General features: G+C 35.6%; 21 protein-coding genes. 8 read left to right on the top strand and 13 right to left on the bottom strand.

What is annotated here, in order from left to right; genetic code table 11:
• Nucleotides 1-6: 6 nt before the first annotated feature.
• The gene (locus CNQ82_RS06685; RefSeq protein ID WP_123144622.1) at nucleotides 7-1,383 is read left to right on the top strand and encodes an aspartate kinase; all 1,377 of its coding nucleotides are present in this window, start codon (nucleotides 7-9) and stop codon (nucleotides 1,381-1,383) included.
• A gap of 94 nt (nucleotides 1,384-1,477) precedes the next feature.
• On the opposite strand, the gene CNQ82_RS06680 is transcribed toward CNQ82_RS06685, so the two are convergent.
• Both CNQ82_RS06680 and CNQ82_RS06675 read right to left on the bottom strand, forming a co-directional pair.
• Nucleotides 1,478-2,065, bottom strand: coding sequence for a hypothetical protein (locus CNQ82_RS06680; RefSeq protein ID WP_123144621.1), 588 nt, complete (start codon nucleotides 2,063-2,065; stop codon nucleotides 1,478-1,480).
• Nucleotides 2,066-2,163: 98 nt separating this feature from the next.
• Nucleotides 2,164-2,634, bottom strand: a complete 471-nt coding sequence (locus CNQ82_RS06675; protein WP_123144620.1) for a sugar phosphate isomerase family — start codon at nucleotides 2,632-2,634, stop codon at nucleotides 2,164-2,166.
• A gap of 193 nt (nucleotides 2,635-2,827) precedes the next feature.
• On the opposite strand from CNQ82_RS06675, the gene CNQ82_RS06670 reads away from it, so the two are divergent.
• The gene (locus CNQ82_RS06670; protein WP_206125356.1) at nucleotides 2,828-3,199 is read left to right on the top strand and encodes a transcriptional regulator, SarA/Rot family; all 372 of its coding nucleotides are present in this window, start codon (nucleotides 2,828-2,830) and stop codon (nucleotides 3,197-3,199) included.
• A gap of 234 nt (nucleotides 3,200-3,433) precedes the next feature.
• Nucleotides 3,434-4,294 (top strand): hypothetical protein, encoded by an 861-nt coding sequence (locus tag CNQ82_RS06665; protein WP_123144619.1) that lies wholly within the window; start codon nucleotides 3,434-3,436, stop codon nucleotides 4,292-4,294.
• Nucleotides 4,295-4,371: 77 nt separating this feature from the next.
• Here CNQ82_RS06665 and CNQ82_RS06660 read toward each other — a convergent pair whose 3' ends face one another.
• A complete protein-coding gene (locus CNQ82_RS06660; protein ID WP_123144618.1) occupies nucleotides 4,372-5,223 on the bottom strand; it encodes an ABC transporter substrate-binding protein in 852 nt (283 codons plus the stop codon).
• A 125-nt stretch (nucleotides 5,224-5,348) separates the two neighbouring features.
• Nucleotides 5,349-5,891 (bottom strand): thermonuclease NucI, encoded by a 543-nt coding sequence (gene nucI / locus CNQ82_RS06655; protein ID WP_123144617.1) that lies wholly within the window; start codon nucleotides 5,889-5,891, stop codon nucleotides 5,349-5,351.
• Between the two features lie 134 nt (nucleotides 5,892-6,025).
• On the opposite strand from nucI, the gene CNQ82_RS06650 reads away from it, so the two are divergent.
• Entirely contained in the window at nucleotides 6,026-6,244 is a 219-nt protein-coding gene (locus tag CNQ82_RS06650) for a hypothetical protein (protein ID WP_095105497.1), read from the top strand.
• A gap of 47 nt (nucleotides 6,245-6,291) precedes the next feature.
• On the opposite strand, the gene cls is transcribed toward CNQ82_RS06650, so the two are convergent.
• Nucleotides 6,292-7,770, bottom strand: a complete 1,479-nt coding sequence (gene cls / locus CNQ82_RS06645) for a cardiolipin synthase (RefSeq protein WP_123144616.1) — start codon at nucleotides 7,768-7,770, stop codon at nucleotides 6,292-6,294.
• A gap of 253 nt (nucleotides 7,771-8,023) precedes the next feature.
• Between cls and CNQ82_RS06640 the strand changes: the two genes are divergently transcribed.
• The 3 genes from CNQ82_RS06640 to glnA all read left to right on the top strand — a co-directional run bounded on the left by CNQ82_RS06640 (nucleotide 8,024) and on the right by glnA (nucleotide 10,376).
• On the top strand, nucleotides 8,024-8,383 hold the full coding sequence (locus tag CNQ82_RS06640) for a hypothetical protein (protein WP_123144615.1): 360 nt from the start codon (nucleotides 8,024-8,026) through the stop codon (nucleotides 8,381-8,383).
• A 268-nt stretch (nucleotides 8,384-8,651) separates the two neighbouring features.
• Entirely contained in the window at nucleotides 8,652-9,017 is a 366-nt protein-coding gene (locus tag CNQ82_RS06635; protein ID WP_095105503.1) for a MerR family transcriptional regulator, read from the top strand.
• 18 nt (nucleotides 9,018-9,035) lie between these two features.
• On the top strand, nucleotides 9,036-10,376 hold the full coding sequence (glnA, locus tag CNQ82_RS06630; protein WP_095105505.1) for a type I glutamate--ammonia ligase: 1,341 nt from the start codon (nucleotides 9,036-9,038) through the stop codon (nucleotides 10,374-10,376).
• A gap of 78 nt (nucleotides 10,377-10,454) precedes the next feature.
• On the opposite strand, the gene CNQ82_RS06625 is transcribed toward glnA, so the two are convergent.
• The 3 genes from CNQ82_RS06625 to hflX form a co-directional block, all read right to left on the bottom strand.
• A complete protein-coding gene (locus tag CNQ82_RS06625) occupies nucleotides 10,455-10,661 on the bottom strand; it encodes a hypothetical protein (RefSeq protein ID WP_164711951.1) in 207 nt (68 codons plus the stop codon).
• Nucleotides 10,662-10,820: 159 nt separating this feature from the next.
• The gene (locus CNQ82_RS06620; protein WP_123144613.1) at nucleotides 10,821-12,062 is read right to left on the bottom strand and encodes a methionine gamma-lyase family protein; all 1,242 of its coding nucleotides are present in this window, start codon (nucleotides 12,060-12,062) and stop codon (nucleotides 10,821-10,823) included.
• Nucleotides 12,063-13,325 carry a GTPase HflX gene (gene hflX / locus CNQ82_RS06615; RefSeq protein ID WP_123144612.1) on the bottom strand — a complete coding sequence of 421 codons (1,263 nt, stop codon included), beginning with the start codon at nucleotides 13,323-13,325 and terminating at the stop codon, nucleotides 12,063-12,065.
• A gap of 147 nt (nucleotides 13,326-13,472) precedes the next feature.
• On the opposite strand from hflX, the gene CNQ82_RS06610 reads away from it, so the two are divergent.
• On the top strand, nucleotides 13,473-13,946 hold the full coding sequence (locus tag CNQ82_RS06610) for a glutathione peroxidase (RefSeq protein ID WP_123144611.1): 474 nt from the start codon (nucleotides 13,473-13,475) through the stop codon (nucleotides 13,944-13,946).
• A 254-nt stretch (nucleotides 13,947-14,200) separates the two neighbouring features.
• Here the strand turns inward: CNQ82_RS06610 and hfq are convergent, their stop codons facing one another.
• The 5 genes from hfq to glpK form a co-directional block, all read right to left on the bottom strand.
• Nucleotides 14,201-14,416, bottom strand: coding sequence for an RNA chaperone Hfq (gene hfq / locus CNQ82_RS06605; protein ID WP_123144610.1), 216 nt, complete (start codon nucleotides 14,414-14,416; stop codon nucleotides 14,201-14,203).
• Between the two features lies 1 nt (nucleotide 14,417).
• On the bottom strand, nucleotides 14,418-15,371 hold the full coding sequence (gene miaA / locus CNQ82_RS06600) for a tRNA (adenosine(37)-N6)-dimethylallyltransferase MiaA (RefSeq protein WP_206125383.1): 954 nt from the start codon (nucleotides 15,369-15,371) through the stop codon (nucleotides 14,418-14,420).
• Between the two features lie 6 nt (nucleotides 15,372-15,377).
• A complete protein-coding gene (locus CNQ82_RS06595; RefSeq protein WP_123144608.1) occupies nucleotides 15,378-16,304 on the bottom strand; it encodes an alpha/beta hydrolase in 927 nt (308 codons plus the stop codon).
• A gap of 675 nt (nucleotides 16,305-16,979) precedes the next feature.
• Nucleotides 16,980-18,650: a glycerol-3-phosphate dehydrogenase/oxidase gene (locus CNQ82_RS06585; protein ID WP_123144606.1), complete on the bottom strand. Its 1,671-nt coding sequence runs from the start codon at nucleotides 18,648-18,650 to the stop codon at nucleotides 16,980-16,982.
• Between the two features lie 177 nt (nucleotides 18,651-18,827).
• A complete protein-coding gene (gene glpK / locus CNQ82_RS06580) occupies nucleotides 18,828-20,333 on the bottom strand; it encodes a glycerol kinase GlpK (protein WP_123144605.1) in 1,506 nt (501 codons plus the stop codon).
• Between the last annotated feature and the right edge of the window lie 37 nt (nucleotides 20,334-20,370).

Raw genomic sequence — 20,370 nt, 5'->3', positions numbered from 1 at the left:
GTTAATATGAAAGTAGCTAAATTCGGCGGTAGTTCCGTCGCTTCAGCAAGCCAAATTAAAAAGGTGTTAAATATCGTTAATAGCGAAGAAGAGAGAAAAATCATCGTTGTTTCTGCACCTGGTAAAAGGCATAGCGAAGATATTAAAACTACAGATTTACTCCTAAGACTCTATGAAAAAAGTGCAGCAAGTTTAGATTATCAAAATAAAAAAGAGGAAATTATTACTCGCTACGCAGATATTGTAAACGATTTAGGTATGGACCATTCAATATTACAAGAATTCTCTGCTATTTTAGAAGAACGTATTGCTCAGCATCAAAATCACCCGCCACGTTTAAAAGATGCCCTCTTATCATGCGGGGAAGATTTCAACGCTCGGCTTATTGCGCAATACAACAATAGTCAAGGCGTTACAACTACATATATTTCGCCGCTTGACGCTGGTATTACCGTCACAGACACACCGCAATTCGCCCAAATATTAGAGGAATCTTACGATAATATTTATAAATTACGTGATATTAAAGGAAAAATTATTGTGCCTGGATTCTTTGGTTACTCTAAAAAGGGAAATATTGTAACCTTTCCACGAGGCGGCTCTGACATCACAGGTGCGATATTAGCTCGAGGCGTTCGCGCAGAATTGTATGAAAACTATACAGATGTTTCTGGTATTTATCGCGTCAATCCTAACTTGATAAAAAATGCAGAGATTATGGGTGAAGTCACTTACCGAGAAATGCGTGAACTTTCATATGCCGGCTTCAGTGTCTTCCATGATGAAGCTTTGCAACCTGTTCAAAAAGAACGCATTCCAGTGGTCATCAAAAATACCAACAGACCGCAAGATCCGGGTACGTTCATTCGATACGATAGAGAAATCAAACCCGATCATCTCATCAGCGGCTTAAGTTGTGATAAAGGATTTACTGTAATCAATATCAGTAAATATTTAATGAATAGACAAGTCGGCTTTACTAAAAAAGTATTGCAAGTATTAGAGGATAACAATATATCTTTCGATCATATGCCTTCTGGTATTGACGGCATCAGTATCATTATGCGTACACATCAAATTGCAGGTAAAGAAAATAAAGTACTGAATGAAATTCGAAAGCAGTGCGATGTGGATGAATTAAGCATCGAGAGCGATTTAGCTATATTAATGGTAGTAGGATTAGGCATGAGTCAAATGGTCGGTACTGCAAATAAAATTACCGAGGCATTGGCCAAAGCCAATATTAATTTAAAAATGATTAATCAAGGGGCTTCTGAAATTTCAATGATGTTCGGTATCTCCGTATGCGATGCAGATAATGCTGTGCGGGCAACTTATGAAGGCTGCTGTTGCAGTAAAGAAAAAGCTGAAACTTATGACTAAAATAATCTGAATTTAGAGAATATTAATTAATTATATATTGCTGTTCTATTAAACAAGAGTGTTGTAGCAATTTTCGTTGCAACGCTCTTGTTTTTTAATAATGAACAGACAAAGCATTGTGTAGTTTTTCTTCTCCTACCACTACTTTGAGGATAACGAATTGATAATAACTTAATGCATCAATCACTTCTTTGTTACTCTCTTCTGTACCATACTCACCTGGTCTTAACAATTCATACATCAACACGATTTCAGGTTTGATATAATCTACGCCCCAAGGTAAGGAATGAAAATAGATATGTTTCTCCGGTAAGCGAATGGAATGATTAAATCGGAACATCCATTCATCATTATTTACGTCATACACATAGATATTCATAATGTGCTGGTTGTCTTTATAAATCTTCAAATGCGTTAACGCCGAAAATTTCATATCTCTCAATTTATCACTCGTATGACCATATGTATCAAAGTAAGAAATGCGATATCCTTCTGGAATATATTTCAATACTTTAGTTAAATTGCGACGTTTCACACAAATTTCCGAGCAATCCCCAATTATAAATTCATTTTTTAAAAACAACATTTTGGCTGTATCCCCGAAAAACTTTATTTCATGATTCGCATGTTTAATTAATCTATCAACCAAATAATTTAAATCTTCATTTTGAGACTTTATCATTTCTGCACCTCCTTTGGTAAGCGCTTACAAATTATAGTATAACGCATTTACAAATAATTTCATATATATTTTATCCCCGTCAGTCAAACTTGTCTATATTAAACAAGTTGACCAATTAATGACAATTTCTGATTATAATCATCACTGCAAAGTGCTGGATAGTTAATGAGATACGACGCTTTAGATCGACTGATTAAACACGTCTGGATTCGAGCGATATCTTCATGAATTTGATATAAGTTGTCATCGGAATCCAAGTAGTTCGCTTCACAAAAATAATAGTCTATTTGCAGCTGCTCAAATTTTTTGATGACTTCCTTACCTGTAATCGTATGTAATCCTGAGTCAATTTTCCCAGAAGTGAACACTATATTAAAGTTAGTATTTCTACATAAATATTTCAAAATGTCTGTGGAATAAGTCACTACAGACACGTTCACCTGCTTGTCATTCAAAAGATTGATAATGAAATAGGCCGTAGGATGATTATCTAAAGCTATAACTGAATCGGGTTGAATCGTATTATAAATATTATATAAATGGTTGTGGCGCTTTATATTAGAAGACAAAGTTTTTAACTCCTTTTGTAATGAAAAGTAAACCTATTAGTTTTATAAACTATGTTTAATATTAAGTTAAACCAATTTTAAATTGTTGACACAGAAAATTAACTAATAAGTAAAAAATAACTCTTTTAATCGTATTAAAAATTTAATATAATAAAAGATGTCAGTTCAATATAAAAATATAAGAGGTGAAAAAATGCAATCCCCTATGACTCAAGCATCGGAATCTATATTCTATTATGAATTGCATCGAAAACAATTATTAAATCTAGTTAAGAAGCACTATGATTTAAAATTGAATGATTTATTATTCCTTAAACATTTACTTGCATGCAATAGCACTTGCATACCATTATACCAAGTAAAAAGAAATCTTACATTTAGTTTGATGGAAGTACATAAATCCCTAACGACGTTAACTGACCAGCAAATTATTGGGAAAAAACGCTCTAACGAAGACGAGAGAAAAGTGTTTATTACCCTTAACGAAAATCAAATTGAAAAAATTAAATATCTATTAAACGAATTTGAGGCTTTACAAAAGAATGTATTGCCAGAAATGAATTAATCTATATGTTCTTGGTATTTTCCCAAGAGATTTAACACTCAAACAAACTATTAACTGACACAACCACGGCAGTTTAAGCATTCTAACTTATGTTTTGCTTAAACTGCTTTTATTTTTACAAAATATTAGCTTAATATAATCTTAAAGCCAAAATCATTGATTTTTATAAGTAAGAGTTAGATTATAAGGGTACATTATAATCTATAACTAAATTTTATTAAGGAATGATTCTTTATGTTTTTAACGTTAATTTTAGTAGCTATCATTATTTTAATGATTGTTGCCTTATTTGTATCTAGAAGTATTATGCAGCATCGTCTAGATACAGAAGTTTATTCTAAGAATCAACTTGTCAGCAAAGTGAACACCTTGCGTTCAGAAGTGACTTCACTGCGCAATGAAATGATTAATGACAGCAATCATCAACAACATCATTATGGCATACGTAAAGCTAAGCAAGCACTTACAGATATCTTAGAAAAATTTAAAGAAGAAGGCAAAATTAATTTTTTCACTATCTTTTCAACTGGCAACTTAGCAGTAAAACATCCTTTATTCGAACAACTCCGTACGTTCGATTATATTGTGATTACCGATAAAGGTCTATTAAATATCGATGTCAAGAACTGGAAAGAAAAAACTTTTTATCATTTCAGTGCAGATCCGGAAAACGAAATAAAAACTGAAAGCGAAAGTTTAGACCAAATTATCGGACATTATATTGCTGACCAATATCAAAGTCAATTTCAATCTTCACGTCGCGATGTGTACACTTTCACCGAAAAGATTAAAAATAACCGCGTAGAATTTGATTTCTATGACTATGATCCTTATTTAGCTGCTGCTGTTAATTCAAAAGAGTTGAAGGACGCTTATGAAAAAAACTTTAATCAGAAAATTACCAGTGTAGGCGTTGTTTATTTCAATGACGGCTCTATTAATATTATAGATGGTCCTACTGAACGCGAGAAATATGTAGCTACAGCTTCTTCAAAACGTTCTTTACGTGATGCTGTAGAAGAAATGATTGCGCAATCTAAACATGATTTATCTAAGCAAGATTGTGAAGCGGCCGTTAATTATCTTAATCAATAAAATCTAATTATTTTGCACATTAAAAAACCGAGGAGATACTACTCCTCGGTTTTAACTATTTCTATTTAACTAAGTTATTATTTAAATTCACTTAATTCTTTCACAATGTTTTCTGATGCAATTAGACCTCTTGATTTAGCCCATGCTAATCTTCCTACTTTATGCACATGGTCATTTTCAACAGCTTTAATTTTTTTATAAGCATCTGCATTTTCAAGCTTTTCTAATGCGTCTTTGTCTTCTTCATCTGACATGATAATCAAACGTTCTGGGTCTAATTCAGCAAGTTGATCAGGTGTCATTTGTAAATAAGGTCCATCTAAATAAGGTTTATATTTATTTGCATCTTGTTGACTTAATGGAATGTCAAATCCTAAAATTTCTAAGAATTGTCCTACATAACTTTTATCACTGTGTGCAGCTACACCGATTTTAGCTGGCACTACTGGAAGTGTAGATAACTTTTTGTCAATGCTGATGTTTTTAGAACCTTCGTCTACTTTTTTATCGTGTTCTTCTAAACGTTTTTTACCTTCTTCTTCTTTCGAAACAGCTTGGCTGACAGTTTTAAACGATTCAAGGTTTTCTTTATAGTCACCGCCGAAACTGTTTAATAAAATAGTAGGTGTAATTTTATTTAATTCGTCGTAAATATCTTTATGACGTGTACTGTCTGCAATAATTAATTGAGGTTCCGCTTCACGCAATTTATTAAGGTCTGGGTTTTCACGTTCGCCGACTGAAATATAATCTTTTAAGTGCTTACGTACAGGTTCAATAATTTTATCTTTATTACCGTCATCTGCAATTGCGACTGGACTAATACCTAAAGCAACTAAATCATCAACAAATGAAAATTCTAATACAGCGACTCTTTCAACATTATCTGCAACTTTTGTTACGCCTGCTACATTATTTACTTCAACCATAAAAATAAAACCTCCTATATATTTCTCTCAATCATTAATTACCCACTTCTCAAACCAAAAAACTTATTGTGTTTTACAAACAAAAAGCACAACGCCATGTGACGTTGTACTGATACTTTTCTTATTTAATTGGATTGGCTCCAAATATTCAAGTGCTTTTCTTGCGCTTGCTTTTGCGCATCTTTAAACATATCTCTATATTTACCGTTCGGAGCGAAATATTTTTCTCGAGCTAATCCCTTTTCAACGAGTTCTTTATTATACATATGATCTTGGTCTAGCCAGACATAGGCTAAATTCCGGCCATATCGATCTTCTTTCTCTTTATCGTATTCTAAATATACGGTTTGATGATTCAATGTCTTTTTAGAATAATTAGAAGCTTCTTTACCGTAGGGTTGTACAGGCGTATTAGGTTTTACTGTTTCAGGAGTATCCATGCCGATCATCCTTACTTTAATTTCTTTTCCATGCTCATCTGTAGCGATAAACGTGTCACCATCTATCACACGTTTCACTTGTACCTTCTCTTTGTCTCCCATCGATGTGTGAGTAGATTGAGAACTGGAATGCTTAAAAGGCCCTGAATGATTAAAATACTGAAATCCTAATACGATAAGCGCTATTACAGCCACAGTCAGGATTGTTGATAAGGTTTTTTGTTTCAAAGTTGACCACCTGCTTATTCATTATATAGTGCACCGAATTATCATACCTTTTTTTGAATATTATCGTCAATTCTCTAGAGACATAAAATTTGATATGATAGAGTTAATCTTAAATAGAACGAGGAGGCGTCCACATGAATGCCATCAGAGAAAATTTAGTAACGATTGTAGCAGTTGCCGTGGCTATTATAGTTGGTTTGGTATTGCAATATATATTTAAACTTCCTTTACTAGTCACTGCAGTAATTGGTGTCTTAATGGGAATGTTAATCGGCTTTATTTTATTTGTGATTCAACAGAACCAAGCTAAACATCGTAAAAACAAAGAAGAGACTCACCATAAAAGAAAGTAAAAAATTCCAGCTTTTCCTAATTAAGGAGTAGCTGGAATTTCTTATTTTTATAAAATTGGTGTAATCAGCTTAGAGAAGCCTTCTTTCATCTTAATCCAATTTGAACGTTTGGCATAACGTGATTTAGTGAGCTGTGTAGATAAAGTCAAATCGTGTTCAAATGCCTTACGTAATTCTACTGCTACATCTTTGTTGTACATAAAGGCATTGACTTCAAAATTAAGCTCAAAGCTTCGGAAGTCCATGTTAGCAGATCCTACGCTGGCTACTTCATCATCAATCACCATTACTTTGGAGTGTATGAATCCGTTATTATAAGTATAAATTTTTACACCCGCATCCAATAGCTCTGCCGCATGATAATACGTTGCCCAATACACGAAAGGATGGTCAGGCATGTCAGGAATCATCAAATGTACGTCGACTCCTGAATTTGCAGCCATTTTAATTGCATTAATATAAGAATTATCTGGAATAAAGTAAGGACTTTGCATGTAAATAGAATCTCTTGCTGAGTTGATCATTTTAGTATAACCGAATTCAATTTCATGCCAACTGTCATCCGGACCACTCGAACCGATTTGTACAGATACGTCTCCCTCTTTTTCTTTCACTGGGAAATAAGCGGGTTTTAATTTTAAATGTTCACGTTTAGATTGAGAATTCCAATCCATAATAAAACGTAACTGTAAGGCATCGACTGCTCCACCTTTTAATCTGACGTGCGTATCTCTCCAATAACCGAATTTCTTACTCAAACCTAAGTATTCATCGCCGACATTGAAACCGCCGACGTAGCCAATTTCTCCGTCAATCACTACAATTTTACGGTGGTTTCGGTTATTTGCTCGGAAATTAATCAACGGTAGTTTGCTCGCAAAGAATGATTCTACTTGGCCGCCTAATTTTCTAAAGCGCTTAAATTGTCTGATACTCAATTTTTTAGAACCTAAATCATCATAAAGCAGCAATACTTCTACACCTTCTTCGAGCTTCTGCTCTAAAGCATCAATAATGCGATGACCTAATCCATCTAATTCAAAAGTATAATACTCTAAATGAATATGGTTTTTAGCTTTCATGATATCTTCAATCATCTTGTCATAAAGTTTATGGCCATCTACAAAAATTTCAGCATCATTATCTTCCGTTAAGAAAGCGGGTTGTCTTGTCAGTAACATATTTACTAAATCATGGTGCTTTTCTACAATCTTATTATCTGTTTCTAAGTTATGATGTTTTACTTGGTATCTTTGCTCATTCAGGATATTTTCAAATTCTTCTATATCTTTACGATAATCCTTGTAAAGTTTGTTTTTAGAGACACCTCTGCCAAATAAAAGGTAAAGGAAGAAACCAAGCACTGGGGCAATAAATAAAATAAACAGCCAAGCCCAAGTCGAGCTGGTACTTCGATCTTTGATAAAGATAATATTAAAGGCTACAATCAAATTTAAAATTGTAAATAAAATAAAGATGCCTGATAATATATCTCCAAGTAATCCGGGCACTTCAAATGAGAACATTTTCTCACTCTCCTTCTTATCAATCTAACACATCTTTTGCGTCAATTTTTTAATTGATTATTGATGAGTTTATTTATAATAGTTATCAACAATAATTAAAGACCATAGATATGTAGCTATTTTAACATTTTTAGTCTGAAATTACTTCATAATTATAACTCGCTAATTTTTCACTCTTTTCACAAAAATTCCTTCTCCAAATGTTTAATTCAGTAAAAGTTTAGGTATTACAGTTATTAAGGAGTGATGATATATGCCAAACAAACAAAAAATTAAAAGCTATTTAAATGAGAAAGTTGAATTTATTAACGAAACATTCGATGATTTATACCAAAATGAGATTAATCCTAACAACAAAGACATTTCTAAGTCTGAAATCATTTTATTAAGCGAAATATTTTCAACGTTAGAAGCAGTAGATGGTTTTGTATCAACACACGATGACGTAGAAAATTTAGAATTTAAGTCTTTTGCACAAGAAGCACGCAAATTCTACGATGAATTAGCTAAAGTAGCAAGCGATGAAAGTAAAGACAAATCACATTTAGGCGAAGCGTTTGAGTCTTATTTAAACAAGTACGAAGATGTAGTAGCTAAAATTAATGAGCTTTAATTTTCTATAAGATGTTATATAAAGCTGGGATGCCATCAATGTCCCAGCTTATTTTATGTATAAACAGAGGTGAAACGGAAATATTTCTCTCTTTTTGTATTAATTTTGACAATTTACAGAAAAAGAGCGCTTCGTCCTACTTTCTCCCCTTCTCAAACCTTGATATATAAGGATTTTGTGAGTAATGTCAGGAAACCTTACATATTTTTGTATTACTTAAGAAACTATGCTAAATTAATATCAAGTTCAAAAATAGAGGTGATGGAACATGTCGAATGATGCTTTACGCAGAAATATGGCCGTCTTCTCTATGAGTGTCGTAAATCAGTTGACTGAACTGACACCAAGACAAATACGTTATTACGAAACACATGGACTCATCAAACCACAGAGATCACCAGGCAACAAACGGCTTTTTTCAATGAATGATTTAGATCGCTTGTTAGAGATTAAACGCCTTTTGGAAAAAGGTTTTAATTTAAAAGCGATCAAACAAATTCTGACGGATGATGAAAGTCATTTATCAAGCGAAGAAACAGCATTGAGAAAACATGTTATCGTAGAAGCAACACAGAAACCGCAACAAGAAGCTATACCGATAAACCGAGGAGACCTATCTCGTTTTATCAAATAATTCACTGGAGGATTTAACATGCCAAAACGTTCATTTACAAAAGAGGATATCCGCAAATTTGCTACTGAAGAAAATGTAAGATATTTGCGTTTGCAATTCACTGACATTTTAGGAACAATCAAAAACGTTGAAGTACCTGTAAGTCAATTAGAAAAAGTTTTAGATAACGAAATGATGTTCGACGGTTCATCTATCGAAGGTTTCGTTAGAATTGAAGAATCAGATATGTATTTATATCCTGACTTAGACACTTGGGTAATTTTCCCATGGACAGCAGGACAAGGAAAAGTTGCACGTTTAATCTGCGACGTCTACACTACTGACGGCGAACCATTTGCTGGTGACCCTCGTAATAACTTGAAACGTATACTTAGAGAAATGGAAGATTTAGGATTTACAGATTTCAACTTAGGACCTGAACCTGAATTCTTCTTATTCAAATTAGATGACAAAGGCGAACCTACTTTAGAATTAAATGACCATGGCGGTTATTTCGACTTGGCTCCAACAGACTTAGGTGAAAATTGCCGTCGTGATATCGTATTAGAACTTGAAGATATGGGATTCGATATTGAAGCCAGCCACCATGAAGTTGCACCTGGCCAACATGAAATCGACTTCAAATACGCAGATGCAGTTACTGCATGCGACAACATCCAAACATTCAAATTAGTTGTAAAAACAATCGCTCGTAAACATAACTTGCATGCTACATTCATGCCGAAACCATTATTCGGTGTAAACGGAAGCGGTATGCACTTCAACGTTTCATTATTCAAAGGTAAAGAAAATGCCTTCTATGATCCAGATGGCAAAGAACAAATGACTGAAGAAGCTTATCAATTCATCGCAGGTATCTTGAAAAACGCACGTGGATTCACTGCAGTCTGCAACCCGCTTGTTAACTCATATAAACGTTTAGTACCTGGCTATGAAGCACCATGTTATATCGCTTGGAGTGGTAAAAACCGTTCACCATTAGTACGTGTCCCTACTTCACGTGGATTATCTACTCGTGTAGAAGTACGCTCAGTAGACCCTGCAGCTAACCCTTATATGGCTTTAGCAGCAATCTTAGAAGCTGGATTAGACGGTATTAAGAACAAAATGAAAGTTCCAGAACCAGTTAACCAAAATATTTACGAAATGAATCGCGACGAACGTGAATCTATCGGCATTGAAGATTTACCATCAACTTTATATACTGCATTAAAAGCAATGCGTGATAACAAGGCAATTAAAGATGCTTTAGGTTCACATATCTATAACCAATTCATCAACTCTAAATCAATTGAGTGGGATTATTACAGAACTCAAGTTTCTGAATGGGAAAGAGAACAATACATGAAATTGTATTAATCTTAAATCGTATTATCGCACTTAGGTGCTAAACAAATGGGATAAAAAAAGAGGCCATAACGGCCTCTTTTTTTGTTGCTATCTTAATCTTTTATTACGTTTCACCTTGCCAAGTTTATACAAAATGAATGAAGCTGCTGTAAGGTAGACTGCAAGTTTAGAATAGAAAAACACATGTTCTAAAGCCATACTTGCTTCAAAGCACACTAGCATCATTAATGATAAGACAAACAATAAGGTACGATAAGTCAGAACCATAACGTTCTCCCCACTTAGTTGATTCATGTACCTTCTTTTTCTCTCACACGTTCACTTTAAGTATACATTTTCTAGACACTTCTCATAATCTTATGTCTAGATCGCCCAATTTTTCCACCTACAACATAAAAAACAACCACTCCTCATTAAAAGCAAACCTCGCTTAAGGAATGGTTGTTTTCCAATCTATTGAATTAATCCTTCTTCAAGAAGTTGTTCCGCTGCTCTGATAACAGCCAGCTTCACATGTTCATAAGTCAATCCGCCCTGAACATATGCTTCATATGGCGGGCGTATAGGACCGTCAGCCGATAATTCAATCGATGAACCTTGCACAAAGGTACCTGCAGCCATAATCACGTCATCTTCATAACCGGGCATATAACTGGGCTCCGGACTGAAGTGCGCATTAATAGGCGAAGCGGCTTGTATACTTTGACAGAAACGAATCATCTGTTCGGCAGTATCAAATTGAATCGTCTGTATTAAATCCGTTCTAGGTGTGTCATACGCCGGCACCGTACGCATTTTCAGCTTTGTAAGTAGCAAGCTTGTAAACAACGCACCTTTCAAGCTTTGGCTTACCACATGCGGTGCTAAAAAGAACCCTTGATACATACTTGGCAATTCATCTAATGAAGCACCCGCTTCTCTCCCTATTCCAGGCGCAGTCAATCGATAACCACATCGCTCAATCAAATCCAATCTGCCGGCAATATATCCGCCGATTCGCGCAAGACCGCCTCCTGGGTTTTTTATTAAGGAGCCAGCAATTAAATCAGCACCCGCTTCAATTGGTTCTCTCTCTTCTACAAATTCTCCATAACAATTATCTACGAAGACAATCACTTCTGGATAGTGCGCTTTAATTTGACGAATCGCCTGTTCAATTTCGTCCACGTCTAAAGATGGGCGTTGATCATATCCTTTAGAACGCTGTATTGCTACGACTTTCGTCTGTTCATTAATAGTCTCTAATACCATCTCTACATCAATATAACCATCATGTGTCAACGGCACTTGACGATACAAGACGCCATTTTCTTTCAAACTGCCGATTCCATTACCATTGACGCCTATCACTTCCAATAAAGTATCATAGGGATTTCCAGTAATGTATAACAACTCATCTCCATATTTCAAACAGCTTTGCAAGGCAATGGTAATAGCGTGCGTCCCTGAGATAATTTGCGGACGTACTAATGCTGCTTCTGCTTTGAAAGTATGGGCGTAAATTTCTTCCAGATGATCACGTCCGATATCATCGTAACCATAACCAGTCGTACCTTGTAAATCTGATTCTGATGCCTTTACTGCGTGAAAAGCATCGAGAACTTTTGCTTGATTGCGAAAAGCCCTTTCTTCTATTTTTCTAAAAAAGGGCTGTAACGTGTTTTCAGTTTCTTGAATCAATTGTTCTAAATTCATTTATTCTTGCTTCTTTCCTTCATCGTTATTTTGTTGTCGATAACCTTCTACTAAGTAGCTTTCATCATCTTCTTTGAACTCTAATTGGGTAATGATGGTATGTCTTTTCAAGAAATAAAGACGGTCAGCATCATTTGCCGGTACTCCTTCTGTATAAGGTTCCATTTGTTTCTCAACTTGCGTGATTAACAATTCACGTACACGTTCTCTATCTTCTTCATTTTTAGCTGAAACAAACACATTTGGAAATTGAGAAGCTGGTGCGAGTCCATCACTCAAGTCTTTCTTATTAAAAATCACCGCTTGAGGAATCTTATCCATCTCCAAGTCGCCGATAATACGATTAACTGTATCAAATTGCGCACGGTAATCCTCATTGCTGGCATCTACCACATGAAGCAATAAGTCAGCATCTCTTGCTTCTTCTAAAGTTGATTTGAATGCTGCAATTAATGTTGTCGGCAGTTTTTGGATAAATCCTACAGTATCTGAAATAATTAAATTAAATCCATCATTGATTTGAATTTGACGTGTCTTCGGATCTAAAGTCGCAAATAATAAATCTTTTTCATAAGTAGATTCATCTGCTAAAATATTGAACCAGGTAGATTTGCCTGCGTTGGTATAACCGACTAGCGCCACTTGGAATACTTGATTTTGGCGACGTTTGCTACGGTAACGCTCACGATGTTCAACTGTCGCTTTCAATTGATGTTTAATTTCATTCATTCTACGACGGATATGACGACGGTCCGTTTCAAGTTTCGTTTCACCTGGACCTCTTGTTCCAATGCCGCCCCCTAATCTGGATAAGCTTTTACCGTGGCCTTGCAAGCGTGGCATCAAATAATCTAATTGAGCCAACTCAACTTGCAGCTTACCTTCTTTACTGCTGGCACGCATCGCAAATATTTCTAATATCAACTGTGTTCTATCGATAATTTTAACGCCTAAAGTATCATTTAAACTCTTAGATTGTGAAGTTGTTAATTCATCATTGACTACTACCACATCTACGTCATACATTTCTACAAAGTCTTTAATTTCATATTGTTTACCCTTGCCGACGTAGGTCTTTTCTTCGATGCGGTCTTTCGCTTGAGTAATTTCACCAATGACCTCTAAGCGGCACGACTCAGATAAAGCTTTTAATTCTTCCATGGTAGATTCGAAATCATATTCTTTTTCGTCATAGGCATCTACCCCGATAAGAAGTGCTTTTTCTACTGCTTCTTCAGTATCATAAATTTTTTCTTGAGGCAAAAAATAATCCCCTTTCTCTACGCATCTATTTAAAATTTCTATACTCTTATTTATACCTGTAATCCTTTCCTATTCTATCACAGTGCATATAGAAAGACTATTACAGCGAAATATGATACCTTGTTTTCATAAGAGGTGAAATGAATTATGAGTATTTATGATATTGAAGTAACTAAAATCGACGGTAGCACGTATTCATTAGAGAAATATAAAGGCGATGTAATGTTGATCGTCAATACAGCAAGTCAATGTGGATTTACACCACAATTTGAAGGTTTACAAGCTTTATACGAGAAATATAAAGAGCAAGGATTCGTAGTACTTGGCTTTCCATGTAATCAATTCGGCAAACAAGAGCCGGGCAATGGTCAAGAAGCGATGCAAAATTGTAAAATTAATTACGGTGTAACTTTCCCAATGCATGAAAAAATTGAAGTTAATGGCGAAAATCGTCATCCTTTATTCAAATTCTTGACTGAACAGCAAAATGGTTTCTTTAATAGTAAAATTAAATGGAATTTCACTAAATTCCTTGTAGATCGCGACGGTAATGTTATCGATCGTTTCTCTCCTCAAAAAAATCCGAGTCAAATCGAAGCGGATATAGAGAAATTATTATAAAGTATAAAAGAAAGACCGCACAAAACACCGGTCAATACACCTATGTATTGAGAAACCGTTGTCTTGTGCGGTTGTTTTTTTGAGAATTTTAAAAAATGATTTTTAATGGACTGATTGAATATACAGTATGAAAAACTTATGTTGTATTAACATCCAATTTTACCGTCGCGCTTGATAAAGATTGTGATAATACGGTTATGCGGTCGTGACGCAATCTCAGTTTATCCCTTACTGTAATTTAAGCAATTTTTTAATTAAGCTTCTACTTCAGCAGGCTCTTGAGTGAATGTGCTGATTGCATGCTTGTAAATTAAATGATTTCTACCTTGAGATAAAAGGTTTACAACGCTGTCATCAAAATCTACAATAGTTCCTTTCATTTGGAACCCATTCAATAAGAATACTGTTAATTCTTCTTGCCCCTCTTTGAATTCTTGTAAAATTTTGTCTTGGATGTTTTTGTCTATCATGTCAACTTTCTCTCCTTTTCTTTATTTGGGCAGTAACCTCATCTAATATCAATGGAAGTGATGTTTGTTCTCTGTCAAACCATTGAACGTTCATTTTGTTTTTGAACCAAGTCATTTGTCGTTTTGCGTAGTTTCTAGAATGTTGCTTCAAAGTATTGACAGCTTGGTCAATGGTTGTCTCATGGTTGACAGCCGGTATAAGTTCCTTATAACCGATGGCTTGCATACTTTGACAGTTTGTATAGCCCTTCTTCATCAGTTCCTCTACTTCAATTAATAAACCGTGTTCTAGCATAATATCCACACGACTATTTATTCGTTGATACAATGTTTCGCGCGACATTTCTACCCCTATTAATAATGTATCATAATTTTCTGTAAATTGTACTGTTTTCTTGCGAGAACTTAAAACTTTTTTTGTTTTTAAGTAATATTCAACGGCACGCAATACTCTTTTACGATTATTAGGGTGAATAGCTTCAGCAGATTCAGGGTCGAAAGTACTCAAATATTCATGCAATTCTTCATTAGAAAGTGTTTCTAACGCAGCCATCTTTTCCTTCACTTCTTTTTCCTTTTCCGCAGAAATTTCTTCTTTATCAAAAGGATAATCGTAAATAAGCGACTGTATGTATAAACCTGTTCCTCCTGCAATAATCGGAACATGGCCTCGTTCAGTAATTTCTGTGATTAATTGTTGTGCGCGCGTTTTAAAATCAAAGGCTGAAAAAGTTTCGTCAGGACTTAGAATATCAATTAAATAATGTGGGACACTTTCCATTTCTGTTTCTGAAACTTTGGCTGTACCTATATCCATACCTTTATATACTTGCATAGAATCACCACTGATGATTTCACCGTCGACACGTTTGGCTAATTCTATGCTTAATTCTGTTTTCCCTACAGCAGTAGGACCGACAATTACTACTAATAAGGGTTTATTCGTTGTCATTATGTTCACTCACTTTATTTTTTTCAGAATATTTTTCTTAATCCAATCATACATATTATTCCATGTTTGGAGATGGTCCTCTTCAAAGAGAATCTCATGACGTTTATTACGGTAAAGCTGTACAGTAATATGTTGCACGCCGTTACGTTTCATCGCTACACCTAATCTGCGGATACCTTTACTATAATCACCGAATGGATCTTCTTTTCCAGAAATCAAGAGAACGGGTAAATCCGGATTCATCTTCTTAATTTCAGAAGGTCTGCTTGTGACCATCATTTCATGAATTGTTTCATAAATTGCTTGATTGGACATTAAGAATCCACAATATGGATCCTCGCAATACTTATTCACTTCATCTTTCTTCGTCGATAGCCAATCACTTTCCGTCTTGGCATCAGGAATGCGCTTGTTAAAGGGTTTAAACACCAAATTATTGACCCATCGCAATCTTCGTCTTTTTCCTAATATTAACGAGATAAGTTTCATGCCAATTACCAAGAAATTGCCTTTAACTTTAGGGAAAAGGCCTGTGCCCGTCAAAATTAATCCTTGTGCTGTGTCAGGATACATTTCGACATATTTTCTAGCGATAATAGAACCCATTGAATGTCCTAATACGATATATGGCAAGCCGTTTCGTTCTGGATACAATGTTTGAAGAATTTCATACGCATCTGCAGCTACTATCTGCATACTGTCATAATGGCCGCGTTCACGTTCAATAATATCTTTACCATGGCCACGGTGGTTATGACGAATGACATCATAACCTTGTTGGTTCAACGATTCTACAAATAAATCATATCGACCCATATGTTCAGCCATGCCATGAAAAATATGTACGATTCCGATTCTCTCTTTATTCGCTTTATCAAGTTTCACTTCAAGATTTGTACCATCTTCAACTGTGATTTTAAATGTATTTGGACACATAATATTACCTCCGCGTAATACGTCAATACAATTTGATTGATTGAAACTCATTATCTTATCAATCATTTTATTATTATTATAGACTATTATGACATATCATAAGCGTGTTTTCAGCCCGATATCACCTCTAAAAAAATAAAAATTGGAGAGTGCGGGGTAAGTGGGTGGGTTGTTCTAGCTTGAAGGGCGGTTTAGGCACTATATTGTGGGAAGTGTCTAGATTATGCTGGAATCTGGACATTAGTTTGTGAGAAGTGTCTAGAAAAGAGCGTAATCTGGACACTAGTTTGCGAGTTGTGTCCAGAAAACACCTTAATCCGGACACTATTTTACAAGTTATGTCCAGAAAACACCTTAATCTGGACACTAGTTTACAAGTTATGTCTAAATTAGCAGGATATTGGACACGTTGCTCATAATCTTGGCCAATATATTCATTTATTGGACATGTTGCTCTCCATCTTGGCCAATATATCCGTTTATTGGACACGTTGCTCTCCATCTTGGCCAATATCTCAACAATCCATTCATTTTCTATCCAATCCACCGCTATCCCGCCTCAAACACACTAAAAAAACTACGAAGAAATCTACCGCATTAGATAGATTTCCTCATAGTTTTTTCTAACCAGAGATTATAAAGGCACAAGTATGCCGGACATAATCTCTCACTTTTTTATTTTTCAGCAGGTTGATGATTGCCATGTGTCGCTTCTTCAATGGCTTCATTTAATTCTTCAGCATAAAGCGCGCGTTGTTCTGCATCATAATTTAATAATTGAGACATGACATCCATGACCGCTTCTTTATATTTCTTCACATCTTCAATATCAAAATATAACATTCCTGTACGACGAATCAAGAAATCAGTCGGTTTATAAACCATTTCGTGTTGAATACCGTATACTAACTCAGTGTAGAGTTCGACTGGTAAACCTGAATTTTGATATTGGGCAGTATAAGCGATTTGATATAATTGATCCGCATTAGAACCATAACGTCTAGCGATATCTTCAGCTGTTTTAGCATCTAAGTTAGATGCTTCACCTTCTTTCATTTTCTCTTTAACAAATTGTTCGAAGTTGGCACTGCCACCGACATCTCCGCCAGAAATTTTAAGTTCTTTAGTTTCACAAGGTTTGAATTTTAATTTGTACTCTTGTTGTAAGCGTTTAGAAACTAAATCTACAATACCTTTAGCCATATGACGATAACCTGTTAATTTACCGCCTGCAATCGTCAACAGGCCAGATTTACCTTCCCAAATTTCATCTTTACGTGAAATTTCTGATGGGTCTTTTCCTTCTTCTAAAATTAAAGGTCTGACACCAGCCCATGAAGATTCGATGTCTTCATCTTTAATATCTAACCCAGGGAACATATAATTCACTGCATCAATCAAGTAATCGCGATCTTTTTGGTTTGGAAGCGGTGAAGTTTTATCATTATCATAGAAAGTATCTGTAGTGCCGATATATGCTTTTCCTTCACGTGGAATAGCAAAAATCATACGGCCGTCTTTTTCAGTATCAAAATAAACCGCTTGTTGTAATGGGAAACGAGATTGATCAATAACAATATGCACACCTTTTGTCAGACGCAGTTGTTTATTGTTTTTAGAGTAGTCTGAACTGCGGACTTCATCTACCCAAGGACCGCTGGCATTGATGACTTTTTTAGCATGAATTGTGTAAGGTTCATCCGTCAACATGTCTGTAACTTGAATGCCGTTTACTTTTTCTTTGTCATCATATGTGAAATCCATTGATTTTGTATAGTTAAGAATATCCGCACCTTTTTCAGCAGCACGTTTTAATACTTCGATAGTCAAACGCGCATCATCTGTACGATATTCAACGTAATAACCGCCGCCTTTGAGACCATCTTTTTTCACTAAAGGTTCTTTAGCTAACGTTTCTTTCTTACTCAACATTTTCTTACGTTCTGATTTCTTAACGCCTGCTAAACGGTCATACATCGCTAAACCGATGGAAGTAGAAAATTTACCGAAAGTACCGCCTTTATGCATCGGCAATAACATCCATTCTGGTGTGGTTACATGTGGACCATTTTCATAAACGATTGCTCTTTCGCGGCCAGTTTCAGCTACAACCCCAACTTGCAGCTGTTTTAAGTAACGTAAACCGCCATGTACTAATTTAGTTGAACGAGAGCTTGTTCCTTGTGCAAAGTCTTGCATTTCAACAAGTGCTACTTTCATGCCGCGTTGTGAAGCATCTAAGGCAACCCCTGCACCTGTAATACCTCCACCAATTATAACGATGTCATACTCTTGGTTCTTAAAATTGTCTTTAATTTCATTTCTTTTTAAAGTTGATAAACTCATCTAAAACGCCTCCTAGTTATTGTCAGTGCATATATGAGACAAGCTGTCCATTTTTTAAAAACCCTTAATATTAAAAAATGAGAGACCTATCCCATACATTTCATAAAATTGTACGAACAGTTCTCTCATTCTCGAGTCACATTTATTAACTTATCTTTATTGTAGCACAATTCAAATTTAGTCGTCTAATTTAAAAACTTGTGTAGCTTCTACAGCTTTTTTCCAACCTTTATACAAGTTTTCGCGCTCTGCAGCTGACATTTCAGGTTCAAATGCTCTATCTAATTTCCAACGATCAGCAATTTCATCTTTGCTTTCCCAATAGCCTACTGCTAATCCCGCTAAATAAGCTGCGCCTAGTGCTGTTGTTTCTTGAATGACTGGGCGTTCCACTTTAATATTTTCAATATCTGCTTGGAATTGCATCAAGAAGTTATTTTTCACTGCACCGCCATCCACGCGTAAGCTTTCTACAGTAATACCTGAATCTTTCTCCATCGCTTCAACTACATCACGTGTTTGATAACATAAGGATTCTAATGTCGCACGTACAAAATGCTCTTTCTCGGTGCTGCGAGTAATACCGAAGATTGCACCGCGTGCATTAGAGTCCCAATAAGGTGTGCCTAAGCCAACAAAGGCCGGTACAACATAAACTCCTTCCGTAGATTCGATACGATTGGCATAGTTTTCTGATTCAGGTGCAGAATTAATCATTCGTAAACCATCACGCAACCATTGAATTGCAGAACCTGATACGAAGATTGAGCCCTCTAGAGCGTAGTTGATTTCACCATTCAAGCCGAAAGCAATTGTAGTCAGTAGTCCACTATCAGATTTGACCGCTTCTTTACCCGTATTCATCAACATAAAGCCGCCTGTACCGTACGTATTTTTTACGTCTCCGCGTTCGAAACATGCTTGCCCGAATAAAGCTGCCTGTTGGTCACCGGCAATACCTGCAATCGGTACTTCTTGACCGAAGAAATGGTAATCTTTCGTTTTCGCATAGATTTCACTCGATTCATGAACTTCAGGTAAGATTTGTTTAGGAATATCTAAGATTTCCAGTAATTCATCATCCCATTCTAAAGTGTGAATATTATAAATCAAAGTACGGCTGGCATTCGTATAGTCCGTAATGTGTGCAGCTTTACCTGACAATTTCCATACAAGCCAAGAGTCGATGGTACCGAATAATAAATCGCCATTTTCAGCTTTTTCACGCGCGCCTTCCACGTTATCTAGTATCCATTTAATTTTTGAGCCAGAGAAATAAGGGTCTAACACTAAACCAGTCTTTTCACGGAAAGTGTCTTCATATCCTTGGTCTCTCAAACTTTGGATAATATCTTGAGTTTGACGAGATTGCCAGACAATTGCATTATAAATCGGGCGTCCTGTATGTTTATCCCAAATGACAGTCGTTTCACGCTGGTTCGTAATACCGATACCGGCAATTTGATCTGGATAAATATCATCATCATTTAATACTGTCGCAATAACTGATAACACTGATGTCCAAATTTCATTAGCATCATGTTCAACCCAACCATTATGCGGAAAGTGCTGTGTAAATTCACGTTGTGCGGTAGTGACAATTTCACCCTCTTTATTGAAAAGAATTGCACGAGAGCTTGTCGTTCCTTGGTCTATTGATAAAATATATTTTTCTTTTTCCATAGTCATAACTCCTCAATTAATATTGTTAAAAAAACCC

The organism is Staphylococcus debuckii (assembly GCF_003718735.1).
Classification (GTDB): Bacteria; Bacillota; Bacilli; order Staphylococcales; family Staphylococcaceae; genus Staphylococcus; species Staphylococcus debuckii.
Note: the sequence above shows the minus strand (reverse complement) of the source record. Positions and strands in the feature narration are given on the sequence as shown.